Below are 24,701 nucleotides of genomic sequence, written 5' to 3'. Positions count from 1 at the left end.
CGCCGTTGCCGTTCCGTGACAAAAGTCGCATTTCGTTGTGATTTGGTTGCCGATACAACGCTCGGTCGTTACCGTATTGTGATCGAACGTCGTCTGCCTTGGGATTTCCTGTGTCGCCTTTTGCCAAGATCAACTCCACGAAGTCACCACTTCTCTATTCAGTGGTGGGTGCGTTGCTTCTGACGCTCATCGTCGGGGGTGCTCTAGCCGTGGTTCGGCACAAGACGATCACCCTCGATGTCGACGGCGACATGATTTCGCTGTCCACGATGTCGAGCAGTGTCGGTACCGCTCTCGAGGACGCCGGATACCCGGTCGATCCCAAGGACGCTCTCGCTCCCAGCGCTGATTCCTCTCTGTCCGACGGCGATACCGTCGTACTGCGCCGTGCCCGTGAGTTGGCGCTGACCGTCGACGGCCAGCCGACGACGATCTGGACCACCGCATTGACGGTCGACGAGGCATTGAAGCAAGTAGATGTTTCCGACGACTTCGCAGTCTCGGCTTCGCGTTCGCATCGTCTGCCCCTCGAACGGACCGAACTCGACGTCGTCAGCCCGAAGACCGTCAGCGTCAGCGACGGCGGCGCTCCCGCGTCGGAGATCAAGCTCGCCGCCGTGACCGTCGGTGATCTTCTCGCTGCCAGGAATGCGCCGCTCGAGCAGGCCGACTCGGTTGTTCCCACCGCTGACACACCCGTTACCAACGGCCTGACCATCCAGGTCACCCGCGAGCGCACGGACACTCGCGTCGAGACCCAGCCGATCGCGCCGCCCGAGAACAAGGTCGAAGATCCCGAGCTCGAGAAGGACAAGACCGTCGTCGAAAACCCGGGTGTTGCAGGCGAGCGCACGGCCACCGTCGAGGTCAAGACCGTCAACGGCGTGGAGGCCGGACGAACCGAACTGTCCGCGACCGTGATCAAGGAACCGGTCGCAGCAGTAGTGAAGGTCGGCACCAAGCAGACTTCCGCGCCCGCCGTGTCCAACGCGTCGACGTGGGACTCCATTGCTCAGTGCGAAGCGACCGGAAACTGGGCCATCAACACCGGCAACGGCTTCTACGGCGGACTTCAGTTCACCCAGAGCACCTGGGAAGCATTCGGCGGCGGTCAGTACGCGGCTCGCGCCGACCTCGCATCACGTGAACAGCAGATCGCGATCGGCGAGAAGGTCCGCGCCGGTCAGGGCTGGGGTGCGTGGCCCTCCTGCACCAGCAAATTGGGCCTGCGCTGACCCGCCCTCACTCCACACAGAACTCAGGAACCCATGTCACCGTTCGCCAAGATCAACTCGACCAGGTCGCCGTTGTTGTACTCGGCGATCGCCGCGCTCCTTCTGACCGTCCTCGTGGGTGGTGTTCTCGCTGTCGTCCGGCACAAGACCATCACACTCGACGTCGACGGTGAGCAGATTCGCCTGAGCACCATGTCGACCAACGTCGACGGCGCTCTCGAGGACGCGGGCTACCCGATCGGTGACAAGGACGCAGTTGCCCCCGCGGCCGACGCTTCACTGTCCGACGGCGACACCGTGGTGCTCCGTCGCGCGCGAGAGATCACGCTGACGGTCGACGGTCAGCCGCAGAAGCTCTGGACCACCGCTTTGACCGTCGACGACGCGTTGAAGCAGTTGGATGTCGCGGCAGATGTGCACGTGTCGGCTTCGCGCTCGCAGCGTCTCCCGCTCGACGGCGCCGCGCTCGATGTGCTGACACCGGTTGTCGCAAAACTGGTCGACGGCGCAAACGCGGCAGCAGACGTGCGTGTCGCGGCTCCGACGGTAGGGGAGTTCCTCACCGCAAACGGAACTCCTCTCGAGCAGTCGGACACGGTGGTTCCCGCCGCCGACGCTCCACTGACCGAGGGCCTCGAGGTCACGGTGACGCGCAACCGCACCGAGAACAAAGTTGAGACCTTGCCGCTCGATCCGCCGGATCAGCGCATCGAGGATCCGACGATGAACCAGAGTCGCACGATCGTCGAGAACCCGGGCGTGCCCGGCGTGCGTGACGTGACGTTCGCCGTGAATCTCGTCAACGGTGTCGAGGCCGGACGCACACAGGTATCGGAGACGATCACCACACCGGCGCAGCCGAAGGTCGTGCGTGTCGGAACGAAGCCGGGCACCGAGGTGCCGCCCGTGGAGAACGGTGCGACGTGGGATGCGCTCGCACAGTGCGAAGCCACCGGCAACTGGGCTATCAACACCGGCAACGGTTTCTACGGCGGCGTGCAGTTCGATCAGAACACCTGGGAACGGCAGGGCGGGTTGAAGTATGCGCCTCGCGCCGACCTCGCAACCCGTGAAGAGCAGATCGCGATCGCGACGCAAACGCAGCGCACTCAGGGCTGGGGCGCATGGCCGTCGTGCTCGGGTCGCCTCGGACTGGGATAAGTTCTACTGGTGTCAGACGCCGAACAATCGAACGAACCCATCGCTACTCCGCGCGGGCAGGCAGCCCTGCTCGGTCCGGTCGAGGTGCGCGCTCTTGCCGAGGAATTCGGTGTCCGGCCCACGAAACAGTTGGGGCAGAACTTCGTTCACGACGCCAATACCGTGCGGCGCATCGTCACCACGGCAGGCGTCACTCGTGACGACGTCGTTCTCGAGGTCGGGCCTGGTCTCGGTTCGCTGACGATGGCGCTGATGGACGTGGTCGATCGCGTGATCGCGGTCGAGATCGATCCCAACCTCGCGGCTCGCCTTCCGAAGACGGTGGCCGAGCGAGCGCCGGAGTTGGCCGATCGCCTGACCGTCGTCGAAGCCGACGCGATGCGTGTGTTGCCTTCGCAGATTCCCGGCGAGCCGACCGCGCTGGTCGCGAACCTGCCGTACAACGTCGCGGTGCCGGTGTTGCTGCACCTGTTCGCTTCGTTGCCGAGTTTGCGGACCGCACTCGTGATGGTGCAGGCCGAGGTCGCCGATCGCCTGGCGGCTGATCCGGGGAGCAAGATCTACGGTGTTCCCAGCGTCAAGGCCAACTTCTTCGGCGAGGTTCGCCGCGCCGGTGCCGTCGGACGCAACGTCTTCTGGCCGGTGCCCAAGGTCGAATCCGGTCTGGTTCGTATCGACCGGTACGCGGAGCCACCGTGGCCGATGGACGAAAAGCACCGCAAGCAGGTCTTTGCTGCCATCGACGCCGCATTCGCACAGCGCCGCAAGACTCTGCGTGCCGCTCTCAGCGGATGGGCAGGTTCGCCGGCTGAAGCCGAACGACGACTCCTCGCTGCGGGCATCGAGCCACAGACGCGTGGCGAGATGCTCGACGCAGCAGCCTTCGTTCGGCTGGCTGGAGGCGAATAGCCCCGTGCGCGGTTAAGGAGTGCAGGGACTCCCTAACCGCGCACAGGGGGCTCGCCCCCTTAGTTGAACCGCCGCAACCTCAGGCTGTTGCTCACCACGAACACACTGCTGAATGCCATTGCGGCACCGGCGAGCATCGGGTTGAGCAGGCCGGCCGCAGCCAGCGGGATCGCTGCCGTGTTGTAGGCGAATGCCCAGAACAGGTTGCCCTTGATGGTCTTGAGCGTCTTGCGAGACAGTCGAATTGCATCGGCTGCCGACCGCAGGTCACCGCGCACCAGAGTGATGTCGCTGGCCTCGATTGCAACGTCGGTACCCGTGCCCATTGCCAGACCGAGATCGGCCTGGGCCAGGGCTGCCGCGTCGTTCACGCCGTCGCCGACCATGGCCACGACGCGTCCTTCTGCCTGAAGCTTCTTGACGGCGTCGACCTTGTCGGCCGGCATGACCTCGGCGAACACGGTGCTGATTCCGACCTGATCCGCGACAGTGCGGGCGACGGTGGCGTTGTCACCAGTCAGCAGAACCGGTTCGAGGCCGAGTGACTTCAACTGTGCGATCGCTTCGGCGCTCGTGTCCTTGACCGCGTCGGCGATCACGAGGATGCCGCGTGCCTCGCCGTCCCAGCCCACCGCGATTGCGGTGCGCCCGGCCTTCTCTGCTTCAGCTTTCGCCTCGCGCAGATTCTCCGGCAACGGCATCGACCAGTCGGCGAGCAGCGCGTCTCTGCCGGCGACGACGGCATGACCGTCGACCATTCCCTGCACGCCGCGTCCGGCGACGTTCACGAAATCCTCGACCGGAGGTAATTCGCCCACGGCTTCGGTCGCGCCCTTCGCGATCGCTGCGGCGATGGGGTGTTCGGAGCGATGTTCGAGTGCGCCGGCCAGTCGAAGTACCTCGTCGACGGTTGTTCCTTCGCCCACGACGGTGTCCAGCAATGTCATCTGACCAGTAGTGACGGTTCCCGTCTTGTCGAGCACGACGGTGTCGACTGCGCGCGTCGATTCGAGCACCTCGGGTCCCTTGATCAGGATTCCCATCTGGGCTCCGCGGCCCGTGCCCACCAACAAGGCTGTGGGCGTTGCCAATCCGAGAGCACAGGGGCACGCGATGATCAGCACGGCGACCGCAGCGGTGAACGCCATCTCGATGGGGTTACCAGTCCCGAGCCAGTAGCCCAGTGTCGCAACGGCAATCGCGATGACGACCGGAACGAAGATACCGGCGATCCGATCGGCGAGGCGCTGAACTTCGGCCTTGCCGTTCTGTGCGTCTTCGACCAGTGCCGCCATCTGGGCGAGCTGGGTGTCGCTCCCGACGCGGGTGGCCTCGACGGTCAACGTTCCACCGACGTTGACGGTGGCCCCGACGACGGTGTCTCCGACACCGACTTCCTCCGGCACGGATTCACCCGTCAACATGCTCATGTCGACGGCTGAGCGGCCCTCGGTGATGATGCCGTCCGTGGCGATCTTCTCGCCGGGCCGAACGATGAAGGAGTCGCCCGCTGCCAGTTCTTCGGCGGGGATTCGTACTTCGACGCCGTCTCGCAATACCGCGACGTCTTTCGCACCGAGTTCCATGAGCGCGCGTAGTGCGGCACCGGACGTGCGCTTGGACTTGTGCTCGAAGTAGCGTCCGGCGAGCACGAACGTGATGACGCCCGCGGCAACCTCGAGGTAGATGTTGGCGCTGCCGTCCATCCGGTCGACCGTCAGTCTGAACGCGTGCTTCATTCCCGCTTCGCCCGCGGTGCCGAAGAACAGTGCGTAGAGCGACCAGACGAACGCCGAGATGGTGCCCAGGGAGATGAGCGTGTCCATCGTGGCGGCGCCGTGACGCAGGTTCACCCAGGCGGCACGGTGGAAGGGAAGGGCCGCCCACACGATGACCGGCGCGGCCAGCGTGAGGGAGAGCCACTGCCAGTTGTCGAACTGCAGCGCAGGAATCATCGCCATCGCGATGACCGGTACCGAGAGCAGAGTCGAGATGATCAGGCGGGTACGAAGCTCGCGCAGATCGCGATCCTGCGGCGTTTCCGCGTCCGGGTCGACGCTGTCAGGCGCGCTGGGTGGCTTGGGGAGCGCGGCGGCGTAGCCGGCGTTCTCGACGGCAGTGACCAGATCTTCGACGGGTACCCCGTCCGGGAAGGTGACCTTGGCTTTTTCCGTCGCGTAGTTGACGGTGGCTGTGACGCCGTCGATCTTGTTGAGCTTCTTCTCGATTCGTGACGCGCAGGAGGCGCAGGTCATTCCGGTGATCGCGAGTTCGACGCTGCTCGATTTGGCAGCATTGTCGACCGCAGTCGGTGACGTCATCAGTGCCCTCCCTCGTGATTGTCTGGAACTGAAGCAATGGAAGTGCCTGCATCTACAGTGAATTCGGCGGTCCGGACCACGCCCTCGTGCTGGAAGTCGAGGAACAGTCGGTATGTGCCTTCGCTCGGTGCCTGTGCGTGGAAGGAAATGTCCGGACCAGGAGCTGTGACGCCGTCGCCCGGCTCACCTTCGGGGTGCACGTGCAGGTAGGCGAGGTCGCCGGTGCGCAGGGCAACGAGGTGACCATAGGCGCCGAGGTACGGATCGAGATCGGTGACCGGGGTTCCGTCGCGAGCAACGCTCAGCGTGATCGGGCCGCCGGCAGTGGTCAGGTCACCGTCGAGAGTCACGGTGTATCCGTCGACAGTTGCGGTCGCGCTCTTCGCAGGCAGCGGCGCAGGAGTGAATTCGCCTGCCACGTCGAAGTTTCGACCGAGTGTCAGTTGGGTGCCGTCGGTGGGATCGAAGTCCGCGAAGACTCGGTAGGTGCCGGCGACGGGCCAGGCCCAGTCGATCGACCAGGTGCCGTCTGCGGCGAGCGACGGATGCACGTGGCGGAATTCGCTGGTGTCGTTTCGGACGACAATGAGGTGAAGCTTCTTCTCGTGCAGGAGGTCGAAATCGACGACGGGCGCGTTGTTGCTGTCGAGAATCCGGAAGGTCAAGGTTCCCGGCTCCCCAGCTCGACCGGGTGCGGTCACTTCGGTGAGTGTGTATCCGCCGGAAGAGACTTCGAGCCCTGCAGGCGTTGCCGAATCCATGCCTGGCATCGATTCGGTGGTTGATTCGTGGGTGCTGTGCTGGGTGGTGGACATGTCTATCGGGCTTCCGATTGCGGCCCCCACGCCGAGGGCGGCGCCGAAGACGGCGACCAACCCTACGGCGTAGGTGGCAAGTGTTGTCGAGGTGCGCACAGCTGACTCAGCTTGGTACGACTGCGTAGCCGGCTTCGTCGACTGCTGCGGCGACGTCGGCTTCGGAGACAGGAGCATCGCTGGTGACAACGACGCGTCCGCTCGCCAATTCGACATCCACCGCGGTTACGCCCGCGATGTTGCCGACCTCTTCCTTGACGGATCCGACGCAGTGTCCGCAGGTCATTCCGGAAACGGTGTATTCGGCGGTGGTCATCGCAGATCCCTTCGGTTGTGGAAAACTCATTTTACGGATACCCGGTGTAGGTATCGCTCTGCAACTGAAGGTACCCCCAGGGGGTATGCCTGTCAATGGGTTGGGCAGTGATGAAGGCCTCAGGGAAGACAACAGGGCGGATGTGTGGTCTACTTGTGTTGGTCGTAAGTGTTTGTGTTTGTGTTTCCACGCTCGCAAATAGTTAGGTTGCGAGCGTTTGGACATCCTCCACGGATTTGTCTCAGAACGGTCGTAGTAAGTGACCCGGGCGGTCGAAGCGACTGCCTGTTGACACTGTGTTAGAGGAGATTTACATGGCAGAGGGCATCGTGAAGTGGTTCAACTCCGAGAAGGGGTTCGGCTTCATCGCTCCCGAAGACGGCAGTGCTGACGTCTTCGTTCACTACTCCGAGATCCAGAGTGGCGGCTTCCGCACTCTCGAGGAGAACCAGCGCGTGGCGTTCGAGATCGGTCAGGGCAACAAGGGCCCGCAGGCCACCGGCGTTACCATCGTCTAAGACGTCCATGTAAGTCGGGCAACCGGCGCATGACGTACTGACAAGACCCCAGCTCTTCGGAGTTGGGGTCTTGTTGTATTTGCGCGAAAAGTGCTGTCATGCATTGAGATAACGCTGAGCGGCTACTGTCGTTTCCGCCGCGATCGTGCGGCATTCTTCGCGGAGTTCAGGTGGATTCATCACCGTGAAATCGGCGTCGAAGGCCCTGAGCCACTGTGCGATTGACCGCAGCGAAGTGCCCGAAAGCACTATGACGCAATGGCCTTCGTCGGTGGACTCCACTGATCCCCACTGTTCACTGACCATGGGTGCAATCTGCTCGATGGGTGCATGCAGTAGAACTGTTGCGCGCGTGGAGGAATAAGCCCGAGCAACACCGCGGGAGACGAAGTCTGCTGCGCCACCGGCAGGTAGGTCCCGAGGCGTGAATCGTGGACCGGTGGGGATCTTGGGTTCCATCCTGTCGACGCGAAACGACCGCCAGTCTGCGCGAGCGAGATCCCAGGCCACCAGGTACCACCGAACTCCCGACCGCACGAGTCGGTACGGTTCCACCTCGCGCCGGCTCTGCGTCCCGTCGTGCGTGCTGTAGTCGAACCTCAGACGTTCGTGGTTGTGGCACACCGACGCGATGGCGGACAGGACGGACGCATCGACTGCGCTCGCTGCCGGCTCTCGTGGCACCACGTCGATCGACAGGGACTCCAGACGGTGCCGCAGTCTCGACGGCATGATCTGTCGCAGTTTCGCGAGCGCGCGCATCGAAGCCTCGCCGATGCCGACCACGGATCCGGTCGCACCAGACTGCAGAGAGAGCACCACCGCGAGCACTTCTTCGTCATCGAGCTGTAGCGGGGGCATTTCCGCACCGGCTCCCAGGCGATATCCGCCGCCGACGCCGACCGTCGCGTCGACCGGGTAGCCGAGATCGCGGAGGCGGTCCACGTCACGTCTGACTGTGCGCGGGGTGATCGCGAGCTTGTCTGCGAGTTCGGCACCGGACCAGTCTCGACGTGTCTGGAGCAGTGACAGCAACCGCAGTAGGCGAGCCGATGTCTCCTTCATGGCAAGAAGTCTGCCAAACATTTAGGACCCAATGCGTCCTCAATTGAACTTAGGTTGGTCCACATCCGACCAGTCGAGAAGAAATTGGGGCACATCATGAGTCGCATCAACGACGGCAGACCGATGATCGAGACGAAGGCGCTCACCAAGCACTTCGCCCAGGGCAAGAAGCTCGTGGAAGCAGTCAATGGAGTCACGCTCGACGTAGCGGAGGGCGAGTTGGTTGCCTTGCTGGGGCCGAACGGTGCCGGAAAATCGACGACGTTGCGCATGCTGACCACCTTGCTCGAGCCCACGTCCGGCAGCGCGCGAATCGCAGGGTTCGACATCTCCGCGGCGCGAAACGAGGTGCGCTCGAGCCTTGGATACGTCGGACAGGGCAACGGCGCCGGCCACAACCAGCGGGTTCGCGACGAGTTGGTGACGCAGGGGTTGTGCTACGGAATGTCCAAGGGCGACTCGCAGGTCCGGGCCGACGAGTTGCTGGGTGATCTGGAACTCACCGATCTGGGCGCTCGCAAGGTCAGCACTCTGTCGGGCGGGCAGCGCAGGCGGCTCGATATTGCTCTGAGCCTGGTCCATCGCCCGCCCCTCCTGTTCCTCGATGAGCCGTCCACGGGCATGGACCCGCAAAGTCGGGCCAACCTCTGGGACCACATCCTCCGGTTGCGGCGAGAGATGGGCACGACGATCGTGCTGACCACGCACTACCTCGAAGAAGCGGATTCGATGGCAGAGCGGGTCATCGTCATCGACGAGGGCACTGTCATCGCGGACAACACCGCTGCCGCACTCAAGGCGGATCTTGCGGGAGATCATCTTCTGCTCACCTTCGACAGCGCCGAGGCGGCCGGGGTCGCAGCGTCGGTGGCCGAGCAACTTGTCACCGTCCGTGAAGTCACTGTCGACGCAAGCGCAGTGAGTATCCGTGCCGACGAGGGTGATTCGACCCTACCTGTGTTGCTGCGTGAAGCGGATGCCCGAGGTGCCCGCGCTCTCACCGCCGACATCACCCGACCCACTCTTGACGACGTCTTCCTCACCCTCACCGGCCGCAGTCTGCGCGAGAGCGCCGCCGCCGTCGCTTCCTAGAACTACTACGACGAACAGGAATCTGCCATGACAATCACACTCGATACCCCACGTACCTTGCGCGGCAACATCGTTCGAGACAGCGCAATCGTGATGGGTCGTGAACTGCGCCCGATGTTGCGTGACCCGGTCAGCGTCATCTTCAGCCTCGTTCAGCCGCTGATCCTGCTGGCGTTGTTCGGACCTCTGCTCAAAGGGGTCCCGGGTACCGGTGACGGCGTATGGAATTGGTTCATTCCCGGTGTATTGGTGATGATCGCGATCTTCGGAACGACGATGACCGGTTCCAACCTTCTGATGGAGATGCAGCAGGGATCGCACGAGCGCATGCTGGTGACTCCGCTCAGACGCTCGTCGTTGCTGATCGGCAGGGCGTGCAAGGAGATGGTTCCGCTTGCCGCGCAGGCGATTCTGATCATTTTGGTTGCACTTCCGCTCGGGTTGGACGTCAACGCAGCGGGCGCCGCGCTCGGGATCGTCCTGCTCGGAGTGTTCGGCGTCGGACTCGGTGCGCTCTCGTACGCTCTCGCTCTGGCTGTGCGAGAGCAGGATTGGATGTTCTGGGTCGTTCAGCAGACGCTGATGTTCCCGCTCCTGATCCTGTCGGGAACCATGCTTCCGCTCGACGATGCGCCGGGTTGGATGAAGGTCCTCGTGAACATCAATCCGCTGGGCTACGTCGTCGACGCCGAGCGGGCACTGTTTGCCGGTGACTTCGCATCGGGCAGCGTTCTGGCAGGAATCGTGGCCGCTGTGGGCGTTGCGGTTGTCGGTCTGGGCGTAGGTGTGCGCGCGGTGAAATAGCGTCGGTGTGCTGGCTGTCGGACGGGGTGCGGCGGTCGCAGGTTTTCGCCCAGGTGTTCGCAGCGCCTATTGTTGTTCCTTGTGCTCTCCGTCGTTCCCCGCCCCGTAGTTGTCCGGGCCCCGTCCAAGGTGAATCTCCACCTTGCCGTCGGGGACCTGCGCGACGACGGCTATCACGAACTGACGACGGTGTTCCAGGCATTGTCGCTGGCAGACACCGTCACGGTGGCGCCTGCGGACGCTCTGACCGTGCGGGTTATCGGCGACGACGCCGCGGCCGTGCCTACCGATCGCACCAATCTCGTGTGGCGGGCCGCCGAGATGCTCGCGGTTGAGGGTGGCGTGGCCCCGAACGTGGAGATCGTCATCGAGAAAGGCATTCCCGTCGCAGGAGGAATGGCCGGCGGGAGCGCCGACGCGGCCGCCGCGTTGGTTGCGCTCAACTCGTTGTGGAAGCTCGACTTCTCTCGGCCCGATCTCGACGCCTTCGCGGCACGCCTCGGGAGCGACGTCCCGTTCTCCCTGCACGGTGGCACCGCGCTCGGAACCGGCCGCGGCGAACAACTTGTCCCCGTCTTGACCCGCCACACCTTTCATTGGGTGTTGGCGCTGGCCAAGGGCGGCTTGAGTACGCCCGTCGTGTTTCGAGAACTGGACAAGCTGCGGGCCGAAGGTTCTCCGAAACGGTTGGGGAGTGCCGACGCCTTGATTCAGGCGCTCACCACCGGTGATGCTCATCTGCTCGCCCCGCTCCTCGGCAACGATCTGCAGGCGGCAGCGCTCTCACTCAACCCGGATCTACGACGGACGCTGCGAGCGGGCGTCGAAGCCGGAGCATTGTCCGGCATCGTCTCCGGCTCCGGACCGACATGCGCGTTTCTCTGCGCCGACGCACAGTCCGCGGTGGAAGTGAGCGCAGAACTTGCGGGAGCGGGGGTGTGCCGCACCGTTCGCGTGGCGAGCGGACCTGTTCCCGGAGCACGAATACTCGACAATGCGGCAAAGGGACAGCACTGATGGCGAATCTGATCAATCTGGAAAACGTGTCGAAGTCTTTCGGCGTCAAGCCGTTGCTCGACGGGGTCTCCCTGGGCGTCGAGGAGGGCGAGCGCATCGGCGTGGTCGGCCTCAACGGTGGCGGCAAGACAACTATGCTCGAGGTCCTCGCGGGTGTGGAGCAGCCGGATTCGGGACGAGTGAGCCGCGTCGGCGGATTGCGGATGGCCGTCGTGACACAGCGCGGCGTACTGCCTCCCGGCTCCACGGTCGGTGAAGTGGTCCTGGGGCCGCTCGGAGTAGCTCAGCACGAGTGGGCCGGCGATGCGCGCATCCGTTCAGTGCTCTCGGGTATCGGCATCGACAACCTGGGCGCCGGCGGCGAGCGGTCTGCATTGGACGCCAAGGTCGACGGACTGTCCGGCGGCGAGCGCCGCCGCGTCGCGCTGGCTGCAGCTCTTGTTCAGGACCTCGATCTGCTGGTGCTCGACGAGCCCACCAACCACCTCGACGTCGAAGGTGTTCAGTGGTTGGCCGAGCACCTCGTCTCACGTCGCAGTGCGCTTGTTGTCGTGACCCACGATCGCTGGTTCCTCGACACCGTCGCCACCCGCACCTGGGAGGTTGTCGGTGGCGGCGTCGAAAGCTACGAGGGTGGCTACAACGACTGGGTATTCGCCCGTGCCGAGCGTTCCCGTCAGGCCGACGCTTCCGAAGAGCGTCGCCGCAACCTTGCGCGTAAGGAACTGGCGTGGCTGCGCCGCGGTGCTCCTGCCCGTACGTCCAAGCCGAAGTACCGCATCGAAGCAGCAGAAGCCCTGATCGCCGACGTTCCGGCACCTCGTGACGCGGTGGCGCTTGCGTCGTTCGCGCAGCGTCGGCTCGGCAAGGTTGTCATCGAACTCGAAGACGCTCGTCTGGAGACCCCGGACGGGCGCGTACTCGTCGAGGATCTGACCTGGCGTCTGGCACCGGGCGAGCGTGTCGGCCTGGTCGGCGTCAACGGCTCGGGCAAGACGACGCTGCTGCGGACGCTGGCCGGCGAACTCGAGCCTGCAGCCGGAAAGCGCATTCAGGGACAGACCGTCCACATCGGTTGGCTCAAGCAGGAACTCGACGATCTTCCGACCGACATGCGCGTACTCGACGCGGTCAAGGATGTAGCCGAGCGAATCACCCTGGGTGACAAGGAAGTATCGGCTGGTCAGCTGGCTGAGCGGCTGGGCTTCACACCGGCGCGTCAGCGCACCCCCGTCGGTGACCTGTCCGGTGGTGAGCGCAGACGTCTGCAGTTGACGCGTGTTCTCATGGCCGAGCCCAATGTCTTGCTTCTCGACGAGCCCACCAACGATCTCGACATCGACACGCTTCAGCAACTCGAGGATCTGCTCGACGGCTGGGCAGGCACCATGGTTGTGATCTCGCACGACCGGTACCTGATCGAGCGCATCTGTGACACCACCTGGGCGCTCTTCGGTGATCGCAAGCTCACCAACCTGCCCGGCGGTATCGAGGACTACCTGCGTCGGCGCGCCGCGATGGGGGATGGCGACAACCCGTCAGTGGCCTCGACCGCGAGTGGTGCGTCGAAGAGCAAGCAGGTTCGCGACGGTGCCGCGGATCGCGCTGCACGCAAGGAACTTTCGAAGCTCGAGCGGTCTATCGCGAAGTTCGACGACCGTGAAAAGAAGCTGCACGCATCACTTGCCGACGCGGCCACCGACCCGGACAAGCTGCAGAAGCTCGGCGCAGAACTCAAGCAGGTCATCGCCGACAAGGAAGCCGCCGAAGAGCAGTGGATGGAGCTGTTCGCCGAGCTCGACGGCTAGGGGAACTTCGCCCCGAACTTCTTGAAGGTTCGCTCTGGATCCACGGTGTCCGGAGCCTGCCTGCGCAGCAGCGCATCCAGAACGAGCCCGTCCAGTGCTGCGACCAATTCCGCTGCATCGGACGAGGTCATGCCGCGTTCGATCAAGATGGCAACAAATCGATCCCGACCACGCACCAGTTCCACTGCGAGGTCGGGATCGTGGAATGACGCGATGATCAGTTCGTAGCGAGCACGAGTGCGACCGGACTCGGGCCCCAGCCACCGGGCCACCTGTTGCTTCGGCGTCTCGCCCGGGCGAGGAAGATCGCCGTCCAGAAGGTGTCGCACCACTTCGACTATCAGCCCACGTTGGTTTGCGAAATAGTGCCGTGCGCTGCCGTGCGGCACGCCGGCTTCGTCCTCGACACCCCTCATCGACCAAGCTCGAAACCCAACCCGGCCCAGTAGTTCGAGCCCAGCGTCCAGAAGTGCTTCTCGCGTCGATTTCTCCACGCAGAGAAGATACCGTGGTACGTTCTTCTCCGCGTGGAGAATTTTCTTCTTTTCGGAGAAGTTCTGGAACTGGGTTGAACTCACTGGGGGTGAAGCATGGTCGTCATTTTCGATATCCTGCTTGTGTTGTGCGTTGTTGCGATTGTGTGTTTTGCGGGGTATGTCTTCTATCGCGTGATATTGGACGACTAGGCGAATGTTGATGTACTTCAACAGGTCTCGAGTCTTCATGTTCTCGAAGTTGTCCGTTTTGCCCCTGGCGTTCGAAAGTTTGTTCGATTATACTCTGGGTATGGACAGTCGGGATGCGTGGCAGTTGGATGGTGGGGATCTCAAGGGTGAGGTTCTGGATCTGGTGCGTGTCCGGCACGAGTTGCAGTCGCGGATGGTGTTGTTGATCGTGGAGATGTTTTCCCGTGAGGTTCTCGGCGGGAAGGGTTTTCGGGCGATCGCGCAGTGGTTGCATGGTTCGACGAATTTGGAGATCGGTGAGTGCAGCCTGCTGGTCGGTTTGGCGCGGTTGTTGATGCTCGAACCTGTTGTCGCGGATGCGTTTCACCGGGGCGATGTGGATGCGTTGAAGGCGCGGCAGGTGGCGTCGTTTTGTCAGCATCCGCCGAAGAACATGACGCCGGCGGATGTGAACAAGGCTCGGGGAATCTTGTTGTCGTTGGCGTCGAAGAATATTGCGGATTGTGATGCGGTGCGTGCTGCGATCCGGCGGATCGAGAAGCAGTACGGAAACCGCGAGGATGGCGTTCCGGTGGGTGAGGATTCGGAGCGCAACGAGTTCTATGCCTCGAAAGGCCTGTATGGACGGGTGACGGTGAAAGGTGATTTGGATGCGGTCAACGGGGCGCGGTTGATCACGTTGTTGTCGAGCCTGTCGGCGCCGACACCGGAGGAGGACGGCGTCAAAGACACCCGCACGCCGGCACTACGACGTGCGGACGGGTTCTGCGAACTGTTGCGCCGGTACGAGCGGGCGGGGTTGGGTCCGATCGAGGGCGGGGTGAAACCGCACATCACGGTCACCGCCAGTGCGAAAGACATGACCGATATGCAGGCTTTGAAGGACTTGCTGCCGTCGACGGAGGAGCTGGGGTTTGCGTGGGCGGATTGGGTGGGCCCGATCAGCATCGACACCGCTCGGATGTTGGCCTGTGACTGCACCGTCGCCCGGATTCTGTTGGACGAGAATGGTGTTCCGCTCGACTGCGGCAAGGAAGTAAGAACCGCGACGGTTCCGCAGCGGCGAGCGTTGACGGTGCGTGATGGTGGGTGTGCGTTTCCAGGGTGCGGGACACCGTGGGGGTGGTGCGATGCTCACCATATTGTTCACTGGGGTGATGGTGGCCCAACGGATCTCGACAACCTGATCTTGTTGTGCGGTCATCACCACCGGACACTGCACCACACCGAATGGCGGGTCGAGATCGGCCCCGATCGAAAGACGGTGTTCTACCCGCCGATGTCCGTTGACCCGAATCAGCAGCCGATCGGCGGGAACAGTCCACCGACAGCGGCGTGAACCGCGATAACTGAAGACGTGAGCACCGGGGCAGAACCATGCCCGGTGCTGACGGCTGTCTCCTGTCAGAACGGAACTGTCAGAACGTGAGCGTGAGTCGCCCGTTCTCGTCGCTGATGTGAACAGTTCGCCCGATCGCCTGCGGGTTGTCGCCGCGAAGCTGGGTCAGTTCGGCCGCATTCTCGGGACCAGTGTGACCGGCGACGCGACGGCCGTCCGGCGTCGTCGCGATCACGAACCCGATCTCAGGCTCGCCAGTGCGGCCGTATTCGACAGAAGCCGTGACTATTTCCGCCGTGCCCGTGTAATCAGTGATCAGTTCCGGAACCTCCGCAGTTAACGCGCGTGCGTTGGGATCGCCGACGTACCCGTCAGCATGAGCGGCGGCGGACAACAGTACGCAGTGCTGGTAGGTGAGGAATCCACCGTTGCCGTGGACGAGGGCAAGGTTGGCGCCGTCACGAATTCGCCTGGTGACCTCGGCGACGGAATGCAGGGTGTAGCTGTTCAGTGGCCCCCCGAAGAACGAGTGACCTCCGGTGACGCTCGGGATCGCGGTTTCTGGGAGCCCGAGTTCGCGGATCAACAGCTTTGGCACGATCGGGAAGCAGCTGTAGGCATCGACGATGTCGAGTGCGTCGGCACCGACTCCGGCACCATCGAGGGTGCGATGCACGGCATCGTGCATCGCGGCTGAATTGTCGAAGCCGTTGCGGCTGAGGATGTCCAATGGATCACTGGCACCGGCTCCGCCCCAGAGATAGACCAGTTTTCCTTCGTCGATACCGAATTCGAGGGCCGTCGACAATGAGCAGACGACAACGGCCGCAGCCTGATTGACGAAGGGCATCGCGTTGAGCATCAGTGGGTACGGCTCGGAGACCATCCGGTTACCGGGGCCGACAGTGCCGATCTCTTCCGCCGATCGGATCTCCGACGTCCAGGAAGCAGGATTCTTCGACGCCAGCTCCGAGAACGCGGCGTACATCCTCGCGGACCAGGCGAGCGATTCGCGGGCGCCGAGGCCCTCCGCTGCACTGAAACAGTTCTCGAACAGCGGGTAGACGCGCGTCGGCACGATGAAACCGGCGCGCTGCATTTCGGGGCTTCCCAGGTCGGTCGGATCGAATCCGGGAGGCCCACCGGGCGCTGCCGTCCACCCGATCGAGTCGGGGGTGACTCCGGACTTTCGCAGCGCGGTGGTGCTGGCGTGCGATTCTCCGCCCACGAGCAGAGCAACCGAAGATTCACCGCGGGCGATGGCCGCGCCGATCCGATCGAGGAGCGCCGCGGGCCAGTGTCCACCGATCGGAGAGGTCGAGGTGACCTTGGGGGTCGCGCCTAGTCGTGAGGCAAGCAGCCCGGGGAGATCGTCGTACGACCAGCTGACTGTCTTGATCGCGAACACGGAATCGATCTGTGTTCCCAGTTCAGCGCGTCCACTGTCGTTCAAGGCGGCGACGGTGGCGTCGTGAATCAGATCGAGAGGTTCGCGGTGCCCGTCGGCGGGATTCCAGCGCAGATCGCCGACGCCGACGATGACCGGGATTCGTGATGCGTCAACCATCATGTACCTCTCGTTGCCGACCCGTAGCCGGGAGTTGCAGTCACGATATCGGGGACCCTGGTATGTGTAACTCTGGGGTCACAGTCAACAATTTTCGGGTTCCTATTTAGGTATGCCTAACGAAAGTCCTATACTCGTCATCATGACAGCTGTGGCAGAGAGAATTTCGGTGCCCGTGGGGCCGCGTTCCATCGATCACCCCTACTCGATGACAACGGTGACTCTGAAGCTCTCTCACCAACGGCAGTGGGCACCGCACCGTCACCCTGAACATGAGCTGATCTGGGGAAACTCCGGCGGAATGCTCACGGTTGTCGCTGACGGCATCACCTGGGAGGTTCCGCCTTCGGCGGGGCTGTGGTTGCCCGCCGGCGCGTTGCATGCCGTGAAGGCAGGTCCGGGTACGGAGTTCTTCTGCACCTATTTCCGGCCCGAGGCTCACGCCGCGCCCTCGGGCGTTCCGGGCTTGTTCGGTGTCAGTGCTCTCCTGCGTGAGGTGCTCCTGCACATGCATCGGCGGAACATGCCCGACGAAGCGCGTAGTCGAGCCGAGCGGGTGGCCTTCGACATGCTGCAGCCGCTCGAAGTTGCTGCTGTGGAGGTTCCGATGCCGACCGATCCGCGGGCGCTGTTCGTTGCCGAAGCATTGGTCGCCAATCCCGCAGACCAGCGCTCGCTGTCGGAATGGGCACTGACGGCTGGCGGCAGTGTCCGTACGTTGACGCGAGTGTTCGCGCAGGGCACGGGAATGACCTTTGCACAGTGGCGAATTCAGGTTCGAGTCCGCGCAGCACTGACGTATCTGGCTGCTGGAGTGCCGGTTTCGGTTGTCAGTAGGCGAGTCGGGTACGAAACTCCGAGTGCTTTTGTCGCAGTGTTCCGTCGGGTCACCGGCCGTACGCCCGGAAGCATGATGAACAAGGGGAGTGTGGCGCCCGAATCGGTGCCGTACCTTCTGCACGCTTGATTCGGGTCACAGCGGGCGTATGCGCACAGTTCCGGCGGCGGATTCAGCATCTATCCGGTGGGCGCTCATCGAGTCCTCGGGGACCGATGACATCGACTGTCCGATCGCGGACCGCACGTCGACCATGTAGGTCACGTTGTTCGGAACCTGTACCGCTATATCGCCATGAGTAGTGCGTGCTTTCACCGATGACGGCGGCGATTCCGCACTGATTCGAATATCGCCCACGGTGGACTGCGCGTCGATTGGATCGGCGGATTCGGCACTGACGTTGATCCGGCCGACTGTCGTTCGCGTGGTGATGTCCCCGGAGTGGCGACGCAGTGTGACATCGCCGACGTAGGAGGTCACTCGTATACGACCGGACAGATCGCTGGCCTCGACAGACCCTGCCCGCGTTTCGACGGTAAGGCTTGTATCGGGAGGAAGTTCGACGGTGACGGTCAGATCGCATCGCGCAAAGCCGAGGTCTGGGCAGTGCGCAATCAATGAATCGTCTGCAGCGAAGTCGACGCTCGGTGGATCACCCCGATACCGGCCCTCGGCCGTTACGTGAACCTGACCGTCGGTACTCGGTTGAAGTCGAACATCGATGTCGCCGCTCTCTGTGAGAACCGCGAGCGACGAACTGGATTCGCGGGTTGTTGTCGTGCGAAAGTCTTGCCACTTCGGCACGCCGAAGGCATACACGAGAGTGGAGCCCGCAAGAAGGCTGACGAGGAGAACGGTAGTCAGTGCGCCGGCGATCGCTACAAATCGCCGCGGGGTCTTGGTGAATTTCACGTCGCTCCCAGATATCTGAGTACCGCAAGAACTCGGCGATGGTCGGCAGAGTCGTTGTACAGATCGAGTTTGGTGAAGATGTTGCCGATGTGCTTTTCGACAGCAGCATGGCCGATGACCAAAGTGGCCGCGATACCCGAGTTTGACTGACCCTGCGCCATTACCGTGAGTACTTCGCGTTCGCGCGGAGTGAGCCTGGCCAGCGGGTCGTCCTTGGGCGCGCGAGCAAGCAACTGTTGTACGACGTCCGGGTCGATCACAGTCCCGCCAGCGGCTACCCGGTTGACGGCGTCGACAAATTCGTCGACATCCGCGACGCGGTCTTTGAGAAGGTAGCCGACGCCGTCGATACGACTTCGAAGCAGTTCGGCGGCATACCGTTCCTCGACGTATTGGGAGAGGACGAGAACGCCTACAGCAGGCCACCTTTGACGGATGACAAGGGCTGCGCGCAGACCCTCATCGAGAAAAGTCGGTGGCATACGAACGTCGACCACGCAGACATCGGGTAACACGTCCACCTCAGAGAGTTCTCTGAGCAGGTTCTCGGCGTCTCCGACGCTCGCCGTGATGTCGACTCCGTGGTCGGTGAGGAGTCGTCTGATGCCCTCTCGAAGCAGAACCGAATCATCGGCAAGCATCACGCGCACGGTACCTCCACGACAATCGAAGTTGGGCCGCCGACTGGACTCTCGACGTGCAAACTTCCGTCGACACCACTGAGACGATCCGCCAGACCAGCAAGTCCGCCACCAGGTTGGATCACTGCGCCGCCTCGTCCGTTGTCGCAGACTTCGATCCTCAAGCTTTGCCCGAGACGCTCGACGGAAACGGTTGCGCGGGTTGCTTGCGCGTGTTTGGTCACGTTGGTGAGTGCCTCCGATACGAGGAAGTAAATGGTCGACTCCATGGTGGCCGTAGGCCGCGAAATTCCGCCCAATTCGGGAGCGATGTTGATGTCGACTGGAACCGAACACAGTGCCGCGACGGACGAGAGAGCGGCGTCGAGTCCACGATCGGTCAGGATGGGCGGGTGCAGGCCTCGGGTCAACGCACGAATGTCGGCGATCGCGTTCCGAGTCTCGCGATGCGCGTCGTCGAGCAAGGAGCGAAGCATGGCGTCGTCTGAAGATTTGGCGCGAGACTTTGCGTGACCCAAAGAGATCGACACTGCCACCAGACGTTGTTGGGCGCCGTCGTGGAGGTCCCGTTCGATGCGCAAGCGCTCCGCCTCTGCCGCGTCGATGACCCGTGTCCGACTGTGCGTCAACTCTTCTACACGTGTTTCCTGTGCGGACGCACCCAAAAGCGAACGGCTGAACCACCAGTCGGCGCGCGCGAGGCAGGTAACGAAAGGTGGTGTGACAAATACGAACCACAGGACAGCGGGGATCGCGATGATTACCAGCACTTCCAGCGTGAAAGTTTCGGCGATCTCGAGCTGTGATCCCGGAGGATCGGTGATCAGCCAGGCGAGAGGCGCAACGGTAAAAACGACAGGCACAATCAGTTGCGCTGTGACGAGGACAAGAACGGCAATTGATAGTGGAAGGCGAAGAATCCAGTGAAGTAACGACTTCCACAGCGTCGGACCTCGAACGGACTCGACGAAGCGTGCACGGAAGGTGGCAGCACGGGTTGGCGAAGCACGATCGGTGACCACGCCACTGAAGAACTTCACTGACCACAGCTGTGCTCGGTCGGCGTACCGCAACGGTGGGATCATGAGCGCGAATACCAACACGCCCACTAGTGCAAATGGCAGTGTGACGACGGCGAGGGTTAGCCATGCGATGACGACGATTGCCAGTGAACCCGAGACCAGCGAGGTCCCGAGAGAAACGAATGCCAGCCACCACGACGTGGTGAACCAGGCACGCAGGGGATTGCGTGGAATGAACAAGCCACTTTCTTGCATCTGGTTCACCTCCGTCCAGCAACCCGACACTCTGCCGGTTTGAACAGCCTAGAGGCGCTGGGTCGTCCAAACATTCAGGCCAACTGACGGACTGATAGTAGGGGAAACCCCACCGTGTATCGGTCGGCACACGCTGCCGACTTCGGTCGCTGGAATCGCGACGCTGGTGCCTATGGAACTTCTGGAGCGGATCGACACCTTGGCGGCGCAGTTCACCCGAGTCGTCGATGTCGACAACCTTGCACATATTCCGTCCGTAGTCCTGCTCGTCGGCGTCGCACTTCTCTTGCTGATCGAGTCCGGATTTCTGTTCGGTTTGGCGACTCCGGGCAACAGTCTCCCGATCACGATGGGTGTGTTGGTATCTGCCGGCGCGGTCGACGCGGTGTCTGCGGTGATCGCGATCGCTGTGGGTTCCAGTGCGGGGGCACAACTCGCGTTTCGGCGGTCACGGGTTCGTGGCCTCGTGGTGCTTCCGCAAGGACTCGAAGTCAAGCTGCCCAAGGTTGCGGTGCGGTGGCAGGGCGTGTTGATCGAGCAAGTACACAAGCGCCCTCAGCTGACTGCACTGTGCGCGCATCCGGTGGGAGCTGTTCGGACCGTTGCACCTCGACTGTTAGCCGGTAGCACCCTGCAGCACAAAGAGTTCGCGCTGCTCAACATGCTCGCAGCGCTGATCTGGGCTACTGGATTGGTGATGGTAGGAGCTCTGGCAGGAGAGAGCGAGACGTTCCGCACTCTGTACAGCTTCATGTGGGTTCCGGCAGTGGTGGTTGTCGGGACGTCATTGATACGCCGGCATCTCGATTCCGAAAAGGCTGACGGCGTATCGATCTCGCCTAGCGCCGCGGCGCGGACCACGCTTCCCACAGCTCCGCGTACCGACCGCCGAGGTTGACCAACTCATCGTGAGAGCCTTGCTCGACGACGCGGCCGTCGTTCATGACGAGGATCTGGTCGGCGTCGACGGCCTGCGAGAGTCGGTGTGCCACTGTGACAGCAGTGCGACCCCGGGTCAGGGCGAGCGCGGCATCGTCGAGGACCTTGGCTCCGGCGCTGCCCGCTTCGGCGGTCGCTTCGTCGAGAATCAGCAGCGGCGGATCCAGTAATTCGATTCTCGCCAACGCAAGTTGTTGTGCCTGTGTTGCGGTCAGCCGGTGTCCACCGTCTCCGACCACGGTTTCGAGTCCGTCCGGGAGCGCCCGCAGCCAATCGGAGGCCCCGACGGTATCGAGCGCCGCAGTGATGTCGTTGTCGGTTGCCGACGGGTCGGCCAGCCGCAGATCCTCGGCCAATGTGCCGGCAAAGACGTGGACCTCCTGCGTCACGAGAGCGACCGCGCTTCGAGAAGTCGACCGCGGCAGTTCGTTCCGGGGGACGTCCCCGATCTTCACGACGCCTTCGGTCGGTTCGTAGGTCCCCGCGATCAGTTTTGCGACTGTCGATTTTCCGGCTCCGGTAGCGCCCACCAGTGCGGTGACGGTTCCTGACGGAATGATGATGTCGATGTCTCGCAGAACAGGAGCGTCGCCGCCACGGTACGAGAATGTGACGCGTTCCAACGACGCCGAGCTGTCGACAGGTTCCTGCGGATCGGTCGGTGCGGATGGCACGGGCGCAAGTGTGACTCCGACCAGGCGAGCCAACGCGATTGTGCCTTCCTGCAATTCGTCGAACACGCTGAGAACCGCACCCACCGGATCGAAGAGACGATGGAAGAACAATGCTGCGGCGGTGGCGGCACCGATGCTGATCTGACCGTCTTTCACCAGCCAGAAGCCGGTGATCAGCACGGCGGACAGGCCGATGAACTCGGCGATGTTGAGTCGGCCGAAGAACCTGGTGCGTAGACGCGTGGTCAACAAGCTCAGCCGGACGGCCGTCATCGATCGAGATTCGATCTGTTCGAGATGCGGCTCGGCCAGACGGAGCGATCCGACGGTGTCGGAGTTGCTCAGTGAGTCCAGGAGCTGTTGCGCACGTGCACCTTCCGCCTCTCGCTCCTCGCGGTAGACCGGTGCCGACCTCGAGAGATACCAGCGCAGCGCCTGGATCTGGATGGGCGCCGCGATCACCGCGGCCATGGCGAATCGCCAATCGAGGCTGCCCAATCCGATCAGGGTCAACGCGATGGTCAGTGCCGCGGTGGCAAAAACCGGAAGTGCTTCGGATACAGCGCGGGTCACCAAGCGGACGTCCCCGGTGATGCGGGAGACGAGATCTCCGCGCCCTGCTCGTTCGACGTCGCTCTGCGGAAGATCGAGAACCCGGACGACAACTTCTTCGCGCAGGTCGGCGACAACCCGTTCGCCGACACCGGCGAGCAGGTAGTTGCTGACTCCGACGAGGAGGGAGGAGGAAACCGCGATGCCGACCAACGCGAGAGTCAGTGTGCCGATGCGAGAGACAGCGTCGCCGTCTCCGTCGGTCACGGCGTCGACCATCGTGCCGAGGATCAGCGGTGTGAGCAGGCCGATCGCGGTCGCGGCGGTCAGGGTGACGACTGCTGCGATCGCGGAGATCCGGTGGGGTCCCATCAACCGAAGTGCCGCGCGGCGCGCTTGTTTCGGTGTTGCGGTGGGGAGTAGTTCGTTCACAGCTCGATCACCCGATCGCAGATATCGAGCAGCACGGGGCTGCTGGTCAGAAGTATTGTGGCGTGCGCCCCGCGTACCTCAGCGATCCCGCGAGCTATGCGCGCTTCGGTGACGGAGTCGACGGCAGTGGTGGGGTCGTGCAGCACCAGGACCGGAGCTTCGCTCGCCAGTGCCCTTGCCAGGGCGATGCGCTGACGCTGACCGCCGGAGAGCGAATTTCCTTGCTCGGTGACTCGGGTGGCGAGGCCAAGTGGAAGGGCCGAGATCACCTGATCTGCGGCAGCGGCTGCGATTGCCTCGTCACTGCGGCTGCCGATCGGTGCGAGTGCCTCGATGTTGTCACCGACTGTGCCGATGAACAGTGCCGCGTCGTGCGGCGCAGCCAGAACATGGGTCCGGAGCTCGTCGATGTGCAGTTCGTGAATGGCGTTGTCGCCGAGATGAATCGTTCCGCTCGAAGGCTCGATTCGACGAGCCAGTGCGTCGACCAACGCATCCGCCCAGGCGGCATTCTCGGTGACGATGCCGATGATCTCGCCGCGTTTGACATCGAGATCGACCGGTGACGCTCCGGCCAACACGACGTCACGCAGCGTCAGGAACTCCGAGTGGTTCAGGGGTACAGGTTCACTCGCGGGTGTGACAGCCTCGCCGGTCCTGAGAAGCGCTGCGACGCGGTTGGCGGAAGCGCGGGCCCGTGCCAGGCCGGCGCCGAAGTAGATGATGTCGATCAACGGACCTCGAAGGAACTGTGCCAGACCAACCACGGCAACGAATTCACCGACCGAGATGCTCCCGGATGCTGCCATCCGCCCACCTACGTACGCGATGACGGCCAGGAAAGCGCCGGCGATCGCCACGTTCGCGGCGGAGTACATCGCTTGGTATCGCTGTGCGCGAAGGGTTGCTTCCAGCGAAGTCCGGCTGGCTCCCCGATAACGCTGCGCTGCAGCGTCTCCGGCGCCGATTCCGGACAGGATTCGAAGCCCCGACAATAGGTCTGCGGCCAGTGCACCGGCTTTGGCTCCCTGCCATTGATCGGTTTCGGCTCGGCGTTCGAGCGGTCGACTGACCACCTGCATGAGGGCGAGTACCGGGGGAGTGCCGAGGATGACGAGCAGGCCGAGCGGTACCGAGATCACCAGCAGCGAGATCGCTGCGGTCAGTACTCCGCAGGCCGCGGCGAGCTTTGTGCTCAGCGTGTGCGTGAATCCGGCCACCGAACCCGCGTCGGATGTTGCGATCGAGTAGACCTCGCCGGGCATGCGCCGCGGTGACATGCCGTGCGGATCGAGGCTTCGGCTCGCGATGTCCATCCGCAAGCGGTGTGCTCCGTGCTCGGTGACGGAATCGGAGATGCGCGCAGCAAAGCGCCAACTGAGCAACAAGCCGGTGAAGAGAATTCCGAGAACGAGGATCCACTTTCCCAGTGCTGCCGCATCGCTGGTCGCCACAGCTCGGTCGATGACCGCACCGATCACCACCGGCACCAATGCTTCCGCGACCTGGTGGCCCGTGAAGCCGACGGATGCTGCCGCCAGCTTGGCTCCGCGTCCGTCGGAGGCGATCGCGTGTCTGATTACCTGGCGCGGCGTGATCGCCGGGCTGGTTGGGGGACCGTTTGTATCGGCCGAAAGAAGTGGTGTCGAAGGCACTGGGTCCACGCTAGGGACCGTGGGCGGTAGTCAGAAGTCACACAGGTGCCAATACTTGTCGTGAACAGGCCATACGTATTGCGTTGGCCGAATCGCGATAGTAGTTGGCCCCGTTGCGGCGGGGAAGG

Annotated in this window: 22 protein-coding genes; 11 read left to right on the top strand and 11 right to left on the bottom strand. The window is 63.1% G+C overall.

From position 1 onward, the window contains the following. Positions 1 to 110: 110 nt before the first annotated feature. From ACSW29_RS14540 to rsmA, 3 genes are read left to right on the top strand one after another with little or no spacing between them, the layout of a single operon-like run. A complete protein-coding gene (locus ACSW29_RS14540) occupies positions 111 to 1,235 on the top strand; it encodes a transglycosylase family protein (protein WP_347874361.1) in 1,125 nt (374 codons plus the stop codon). A 33-nt stretch (positions 1,236 to 1,268) separates the two neighbouring features. Continuing rightward, positions 1,269 to 2,396 carry a transglycosylase family protein gene (locus ACSW29_RS14535; RefSeq protein WP_317827277.1) on the top strand — a complete coding sequence of 376 codons (1,128 nt, stop codon included), beginning with the start codon at positions 1,269 to 1,271 and terminating at the stop codon, positions 2,394 to 2,396. A 9-nt stretch (positions 2,397 to 2,405) separates the two neighbouring features. Beyond that, positions 2,406 to 3,305 carry a 16S rRNA (adenine(1518)-N(6)/adenine(1519)-N(6))-dimethyltransferase RsmA gene (gene rsmA, locus ACSW29_RS14530; RefSeq protein ID WP_003946263.1) on the top strand — a complete coding sequence of 300 codons (900 nt, stop codon included), beginning with the start codon at positions 2,406 to 2,408 and terminating at the stop codon, positions 3,303 to 3,305. 59 nt (positions 3,306 to 3,364) lie between these two features. Here rsmA and ACSW29_RS14525 read toward each other — a convergent pair whose 3' ends face one another. From ACSW29_RS14525 to ACSW29_RS14515, 3 genes are read right to left on the bottom strand one after another with little or no spacing between them, the layout of a single operon-like run. Then, a complete protein-coding gene (locus ACSW29_RS14525; RefSeq protein ID WP_317827276.1) occupies positions 3,365 to 5,626 on the bottom strand; it encodes a heavy metal translocating P-type ATPase in 2,262 nt (753 codons plus the stop codon). Further along, complete coding sequence (locus ACSW29_RS14520; RefSeq protein ID WP_230814297.1) at positions 5,626 to 6,540, bottom strand: DUF748 domain-containing protein; 915 nt, start codon at positions 6,538 to 6,540, stop codon at positions 5,626 to 5,628. Before ACSW29_RS14520 ends, ACSW29_RS14525 begins: the two co-directional genes overlap by 1 nt. 7 nt (positions 6,541 to 6,547) lie before the next feature. Beyond that, a complete protein-coding gene (locus tag ACSW29_RS14515; RefSeq protein ID WP_230814296.1) occupies positions 6,548 to 6,757 on the bottom strand; it encodes a heavy-metal-associated domain-containing protein in 210 nt (69 codons plus the stop codon). A 314-nt stretch (positions 6,758 to 7,071) separates the two neighbouring features. On the opposite strand from ACSW29_RS14515, the gene ACSW29_RS14510 reads away from it, so the two are divergent. Next, a complete protein-coding gene (locus tag ACSW29_RS14510; protein ID WP_003946232.1) occupies positions 7,072 to 7,275 on the top strand; it encodes a cold-shock protein in 204 nt (67 codons plus the stop codon). 96 nt (positions 7,276 to 7,371) lie between these two features. Here the strand turns inward: ACSW29_RS14510 and ACSW29_RS14505 are convergent, their stop codons facing one another. Then, positions 7,372 to 8,340 (bottom strand): helix-turn-helix transcriptional regulator, encoded by a 969-nt coding sequence (locus tag ACSW29_RS14505; RefSeq protein ID WP_448277561.1) that lies wholly within the window; start codon positions 8,338 to 8,340, stop codon positions 7,372 to 7,374. Between the two features lie 96 nt (positions 8,341 to 8,436). Here ACSW29_RS14505 and ACSW29_RS14500 point away from each other — a divergent pair, with 96 nt between their 5' ends. The 4 genes from ACSW29_RS14500 (at position 8,437) to ACSW29_RS14485 (ending at position 13,061) form a co-directional block, all read left to right on the top strand. After that, a complete protein-coding gene (locus tag ACSW29_RS14500) occupies positions 8,437 to 9,432 on the top strand; it encodes an ATP-binding cassette domain-containing protein (RefSeq protein ID WP_448277560.1) in 996 nt (331 codons plus the stop codon). Between the two features lie 27 nt (positions 9,433 to 9,459). Continuing rightward, entirely contained in the window at positions 9,460 to 10,236 is a 777-nt protein-coding gene (locus tag ACSW29_RS14495; RefSeq protein WP_448277559.1) for an ABC transporter permease, read from the top strand. 81 nt (positions 10,237 to 10,317) lie between these two features. Further along, positions 10,318 to 11,253, top strand: a complete 936-nt coding sequence (locus ACSW29_RS14490; protein WP_230814292.1) for a 4-(cytidine 5'-diphospho)-2-C-methyl-D-erythritol kinase — start codon at positions 10,318 to 10,320, stop codon at positions 11,251 to 11,253. Continuing rightward, a complete protein-coding gene (locus ACSW29_RS14485) occupies positions 11,253 to 13,061 on the top strand; it encodes an ABC-F family ATP-binding cassette domain-containing protein (protein ID WP_003946255.1) in 1,809 nt (602 codons plus the stop codon). The genes ACSW29_RS14490 and ACSW29_RS14485 overlap by 1 nt, the downstream gene beginning before the upstream one ends. On the opposite strand, the gene ACSW29_RS14480 is transcribed toward ACSW29_RS14485, so the two are convergent. Next, complete coding sequence (locus ACSW29_RS14480; RefSeq protein WP_347874357.1) at positions 13,058 to 13,639, bottom strand: TetR/AcrR family transcriptional regulator; 582 nt, start codon at positions 13,637 to 13,639, stop codon at positions 13,058 to 13,060. The two genes, ACSW29_RS14485 and ACSW29_RS14480, sit on opposite strands and share 4 nt — an antisense overlap. 208 nt (positions 13,640 to 13,847) lie before the next feature. Between ACSW29_RS14480 and ACSW29_RS14475 the strand changes: the two genes are divergently transcribed. Then, a complete protein-coding gene (locus ACSW29_RS14475) occupies positions 13,848 to 15,086 on the top strand; it encodes a DUF222 domain-containing protein (RefSeq protein ID WP_448277558.1) in 1,239 nt (412 codons plus the stop codon). Positions 15,087 to 15,165: 79 nt separating this feature from the next. Here the strand turns inward: ACSW29_RS14475 and ACSW29_RS14470 are convergent, their stop codons facing one another. Then, positions 15,166 to 16,656 (bottom strand): acetyl-CoA acetyltransferase, encoded by a 1,491-nt coding sequence (locus ACSW29_RS14470; protein ID WP_448277557.1) that lies wholly within the window; start codon positions 16,654 to 16,656, stop codon positions 15,166 to 15,168. Between the two features lie 139 nt (positions 16,657 to 16,795). On the opposite strand from ACSW29_RS14470, the gene ACSW29_RS14465 reads away from it, so the two are divergent. After that, on the top strand, positions 16,796 to 17,620 hold the full coding sequence (locus ACSW29_RS14465) for a helix-turn-helix domain-containing protein (RefSeq protein WP_003946247.1): 825 nt from the start codon (positions 16,796 to 16,798) through the stop codon (positions 17,618 to 17,620). Between the two features lie 6 nt (positions 17,621 to 17,626). On the opposite strand, the gene ACSW29_RS14460 is transcribed toward ACSW29_RS14465, so the two are convergent. Genes ACSW29_RS14460 through ACSW29_RS14450 form a run of 3 tightly spaced genes read right to left on the bottom strand, consistent with a single transcriptional unit; the run spans position 17,627 to position 20,321 of the window. Next, a complete protein-coding gene (locus tag ACSW29_RS14460; protein WP_448277556.1) occupies positions 17,627 to 18,403 on the bottom strand; it encodes a DUF4097 family beta strand repeat-containing protein in 777 nt (258 codons plus the stop codon). After that, positions 18,400 to 19,053: a response regulator gene (locus ACSW29_RS14455; protein ID WP_230814287.1), complete on the bottom strand. Its 654-nt coding sequence runs from the start codon at positions 19,051 to 19,053 to the stop codon at positions 18,400 to 18,402. The genes ACSW29_RS14460 and ACSW29_RS14455 overlap by 4 nt, the downstream gene beginning before the upstream one ends. Beyond that, the gene (locus tag ACSW29_RS14450; RefSeq protein WP_317827268.1) at positions 19,044 to 20,321 is read right to left on the bottom strand and encodes a sensor histidine kinase; all 1,278 of its coding nucleotides are present in this window, start codon (positions 20,319 to 20,321) and stop codon (positions 19,044 to 19,046) included. Before ACSW29_RS14450 ends, ACSW29_RS14455 begins: the two co-directional genes overlap by 10 nt. Positions 20,322 to 20,493: 172 nt before the next feature. On the opposite strand from ACSW29_RS14450, the gene ACSW29_RS14445 reads away from it, so the two are divergent. Next, positions 20,494 to 21,219, top strand: a complete 726-nt coding sequence (locus tag ACSW29_RS14445; RefSeq protein ID WP_317827267.1) for a DedA family protein — start codon at positions 20,494 to 20,496, stop codon at positions 21,217 to 21,219. Here ACSW29_RS14445 and ACSW29_RS14440 read toward each other — a convergent pair. Together ACSW29_RS14440 and ACSW29_RS14435 are read right to left on the bottom strand one after the other, a co-directional pair. Further along, positions 21,161 to 22,918 carry an ABC transporter ATP-binding protein gene (locus ACSW29_RS14440; RefSeq protein ID WP_448277555.1) on the bottom strand — a complete coding sequence of 586 codons (1,758 nt, stop codon included), beginning with the start codon at positions 22,916 to 22,918 and terminating at the stop codon, positions 21,161 to 21,163. The genes ACSW29_RS14445 and ACSW29_RS14440 overlap by 59 nt on opposite strands. Next, the gene (locus tag ACSW29_RS14435) at positions 22,915 to 24,573 is read right to left on the bottom strand and encodes an ABC transporter ATP-binding protein (protein WP_230814283.1); all 1,659 of its coding nucleotides are present in this window, start codon (positions 24,571 to 24,573) and stop codon (positions 22,915 to 22,917) included. The genes ACSW29_RS14440 and ACSW29_RS14435 overlap by 4 nt, the downstream gene beginning before the upstream one ends. Between the last annotated feature and the right edge of the window lie 128 nt (positions 24,574 to 24,701).

The organism is Rhodococcus sp. GB-02 (genome assembly GCF_053470465.1).
Note: the sequence above shows the minus strand (reverse complement) of the source record. Positions and strands in the feature narration are given on the sequence as shown.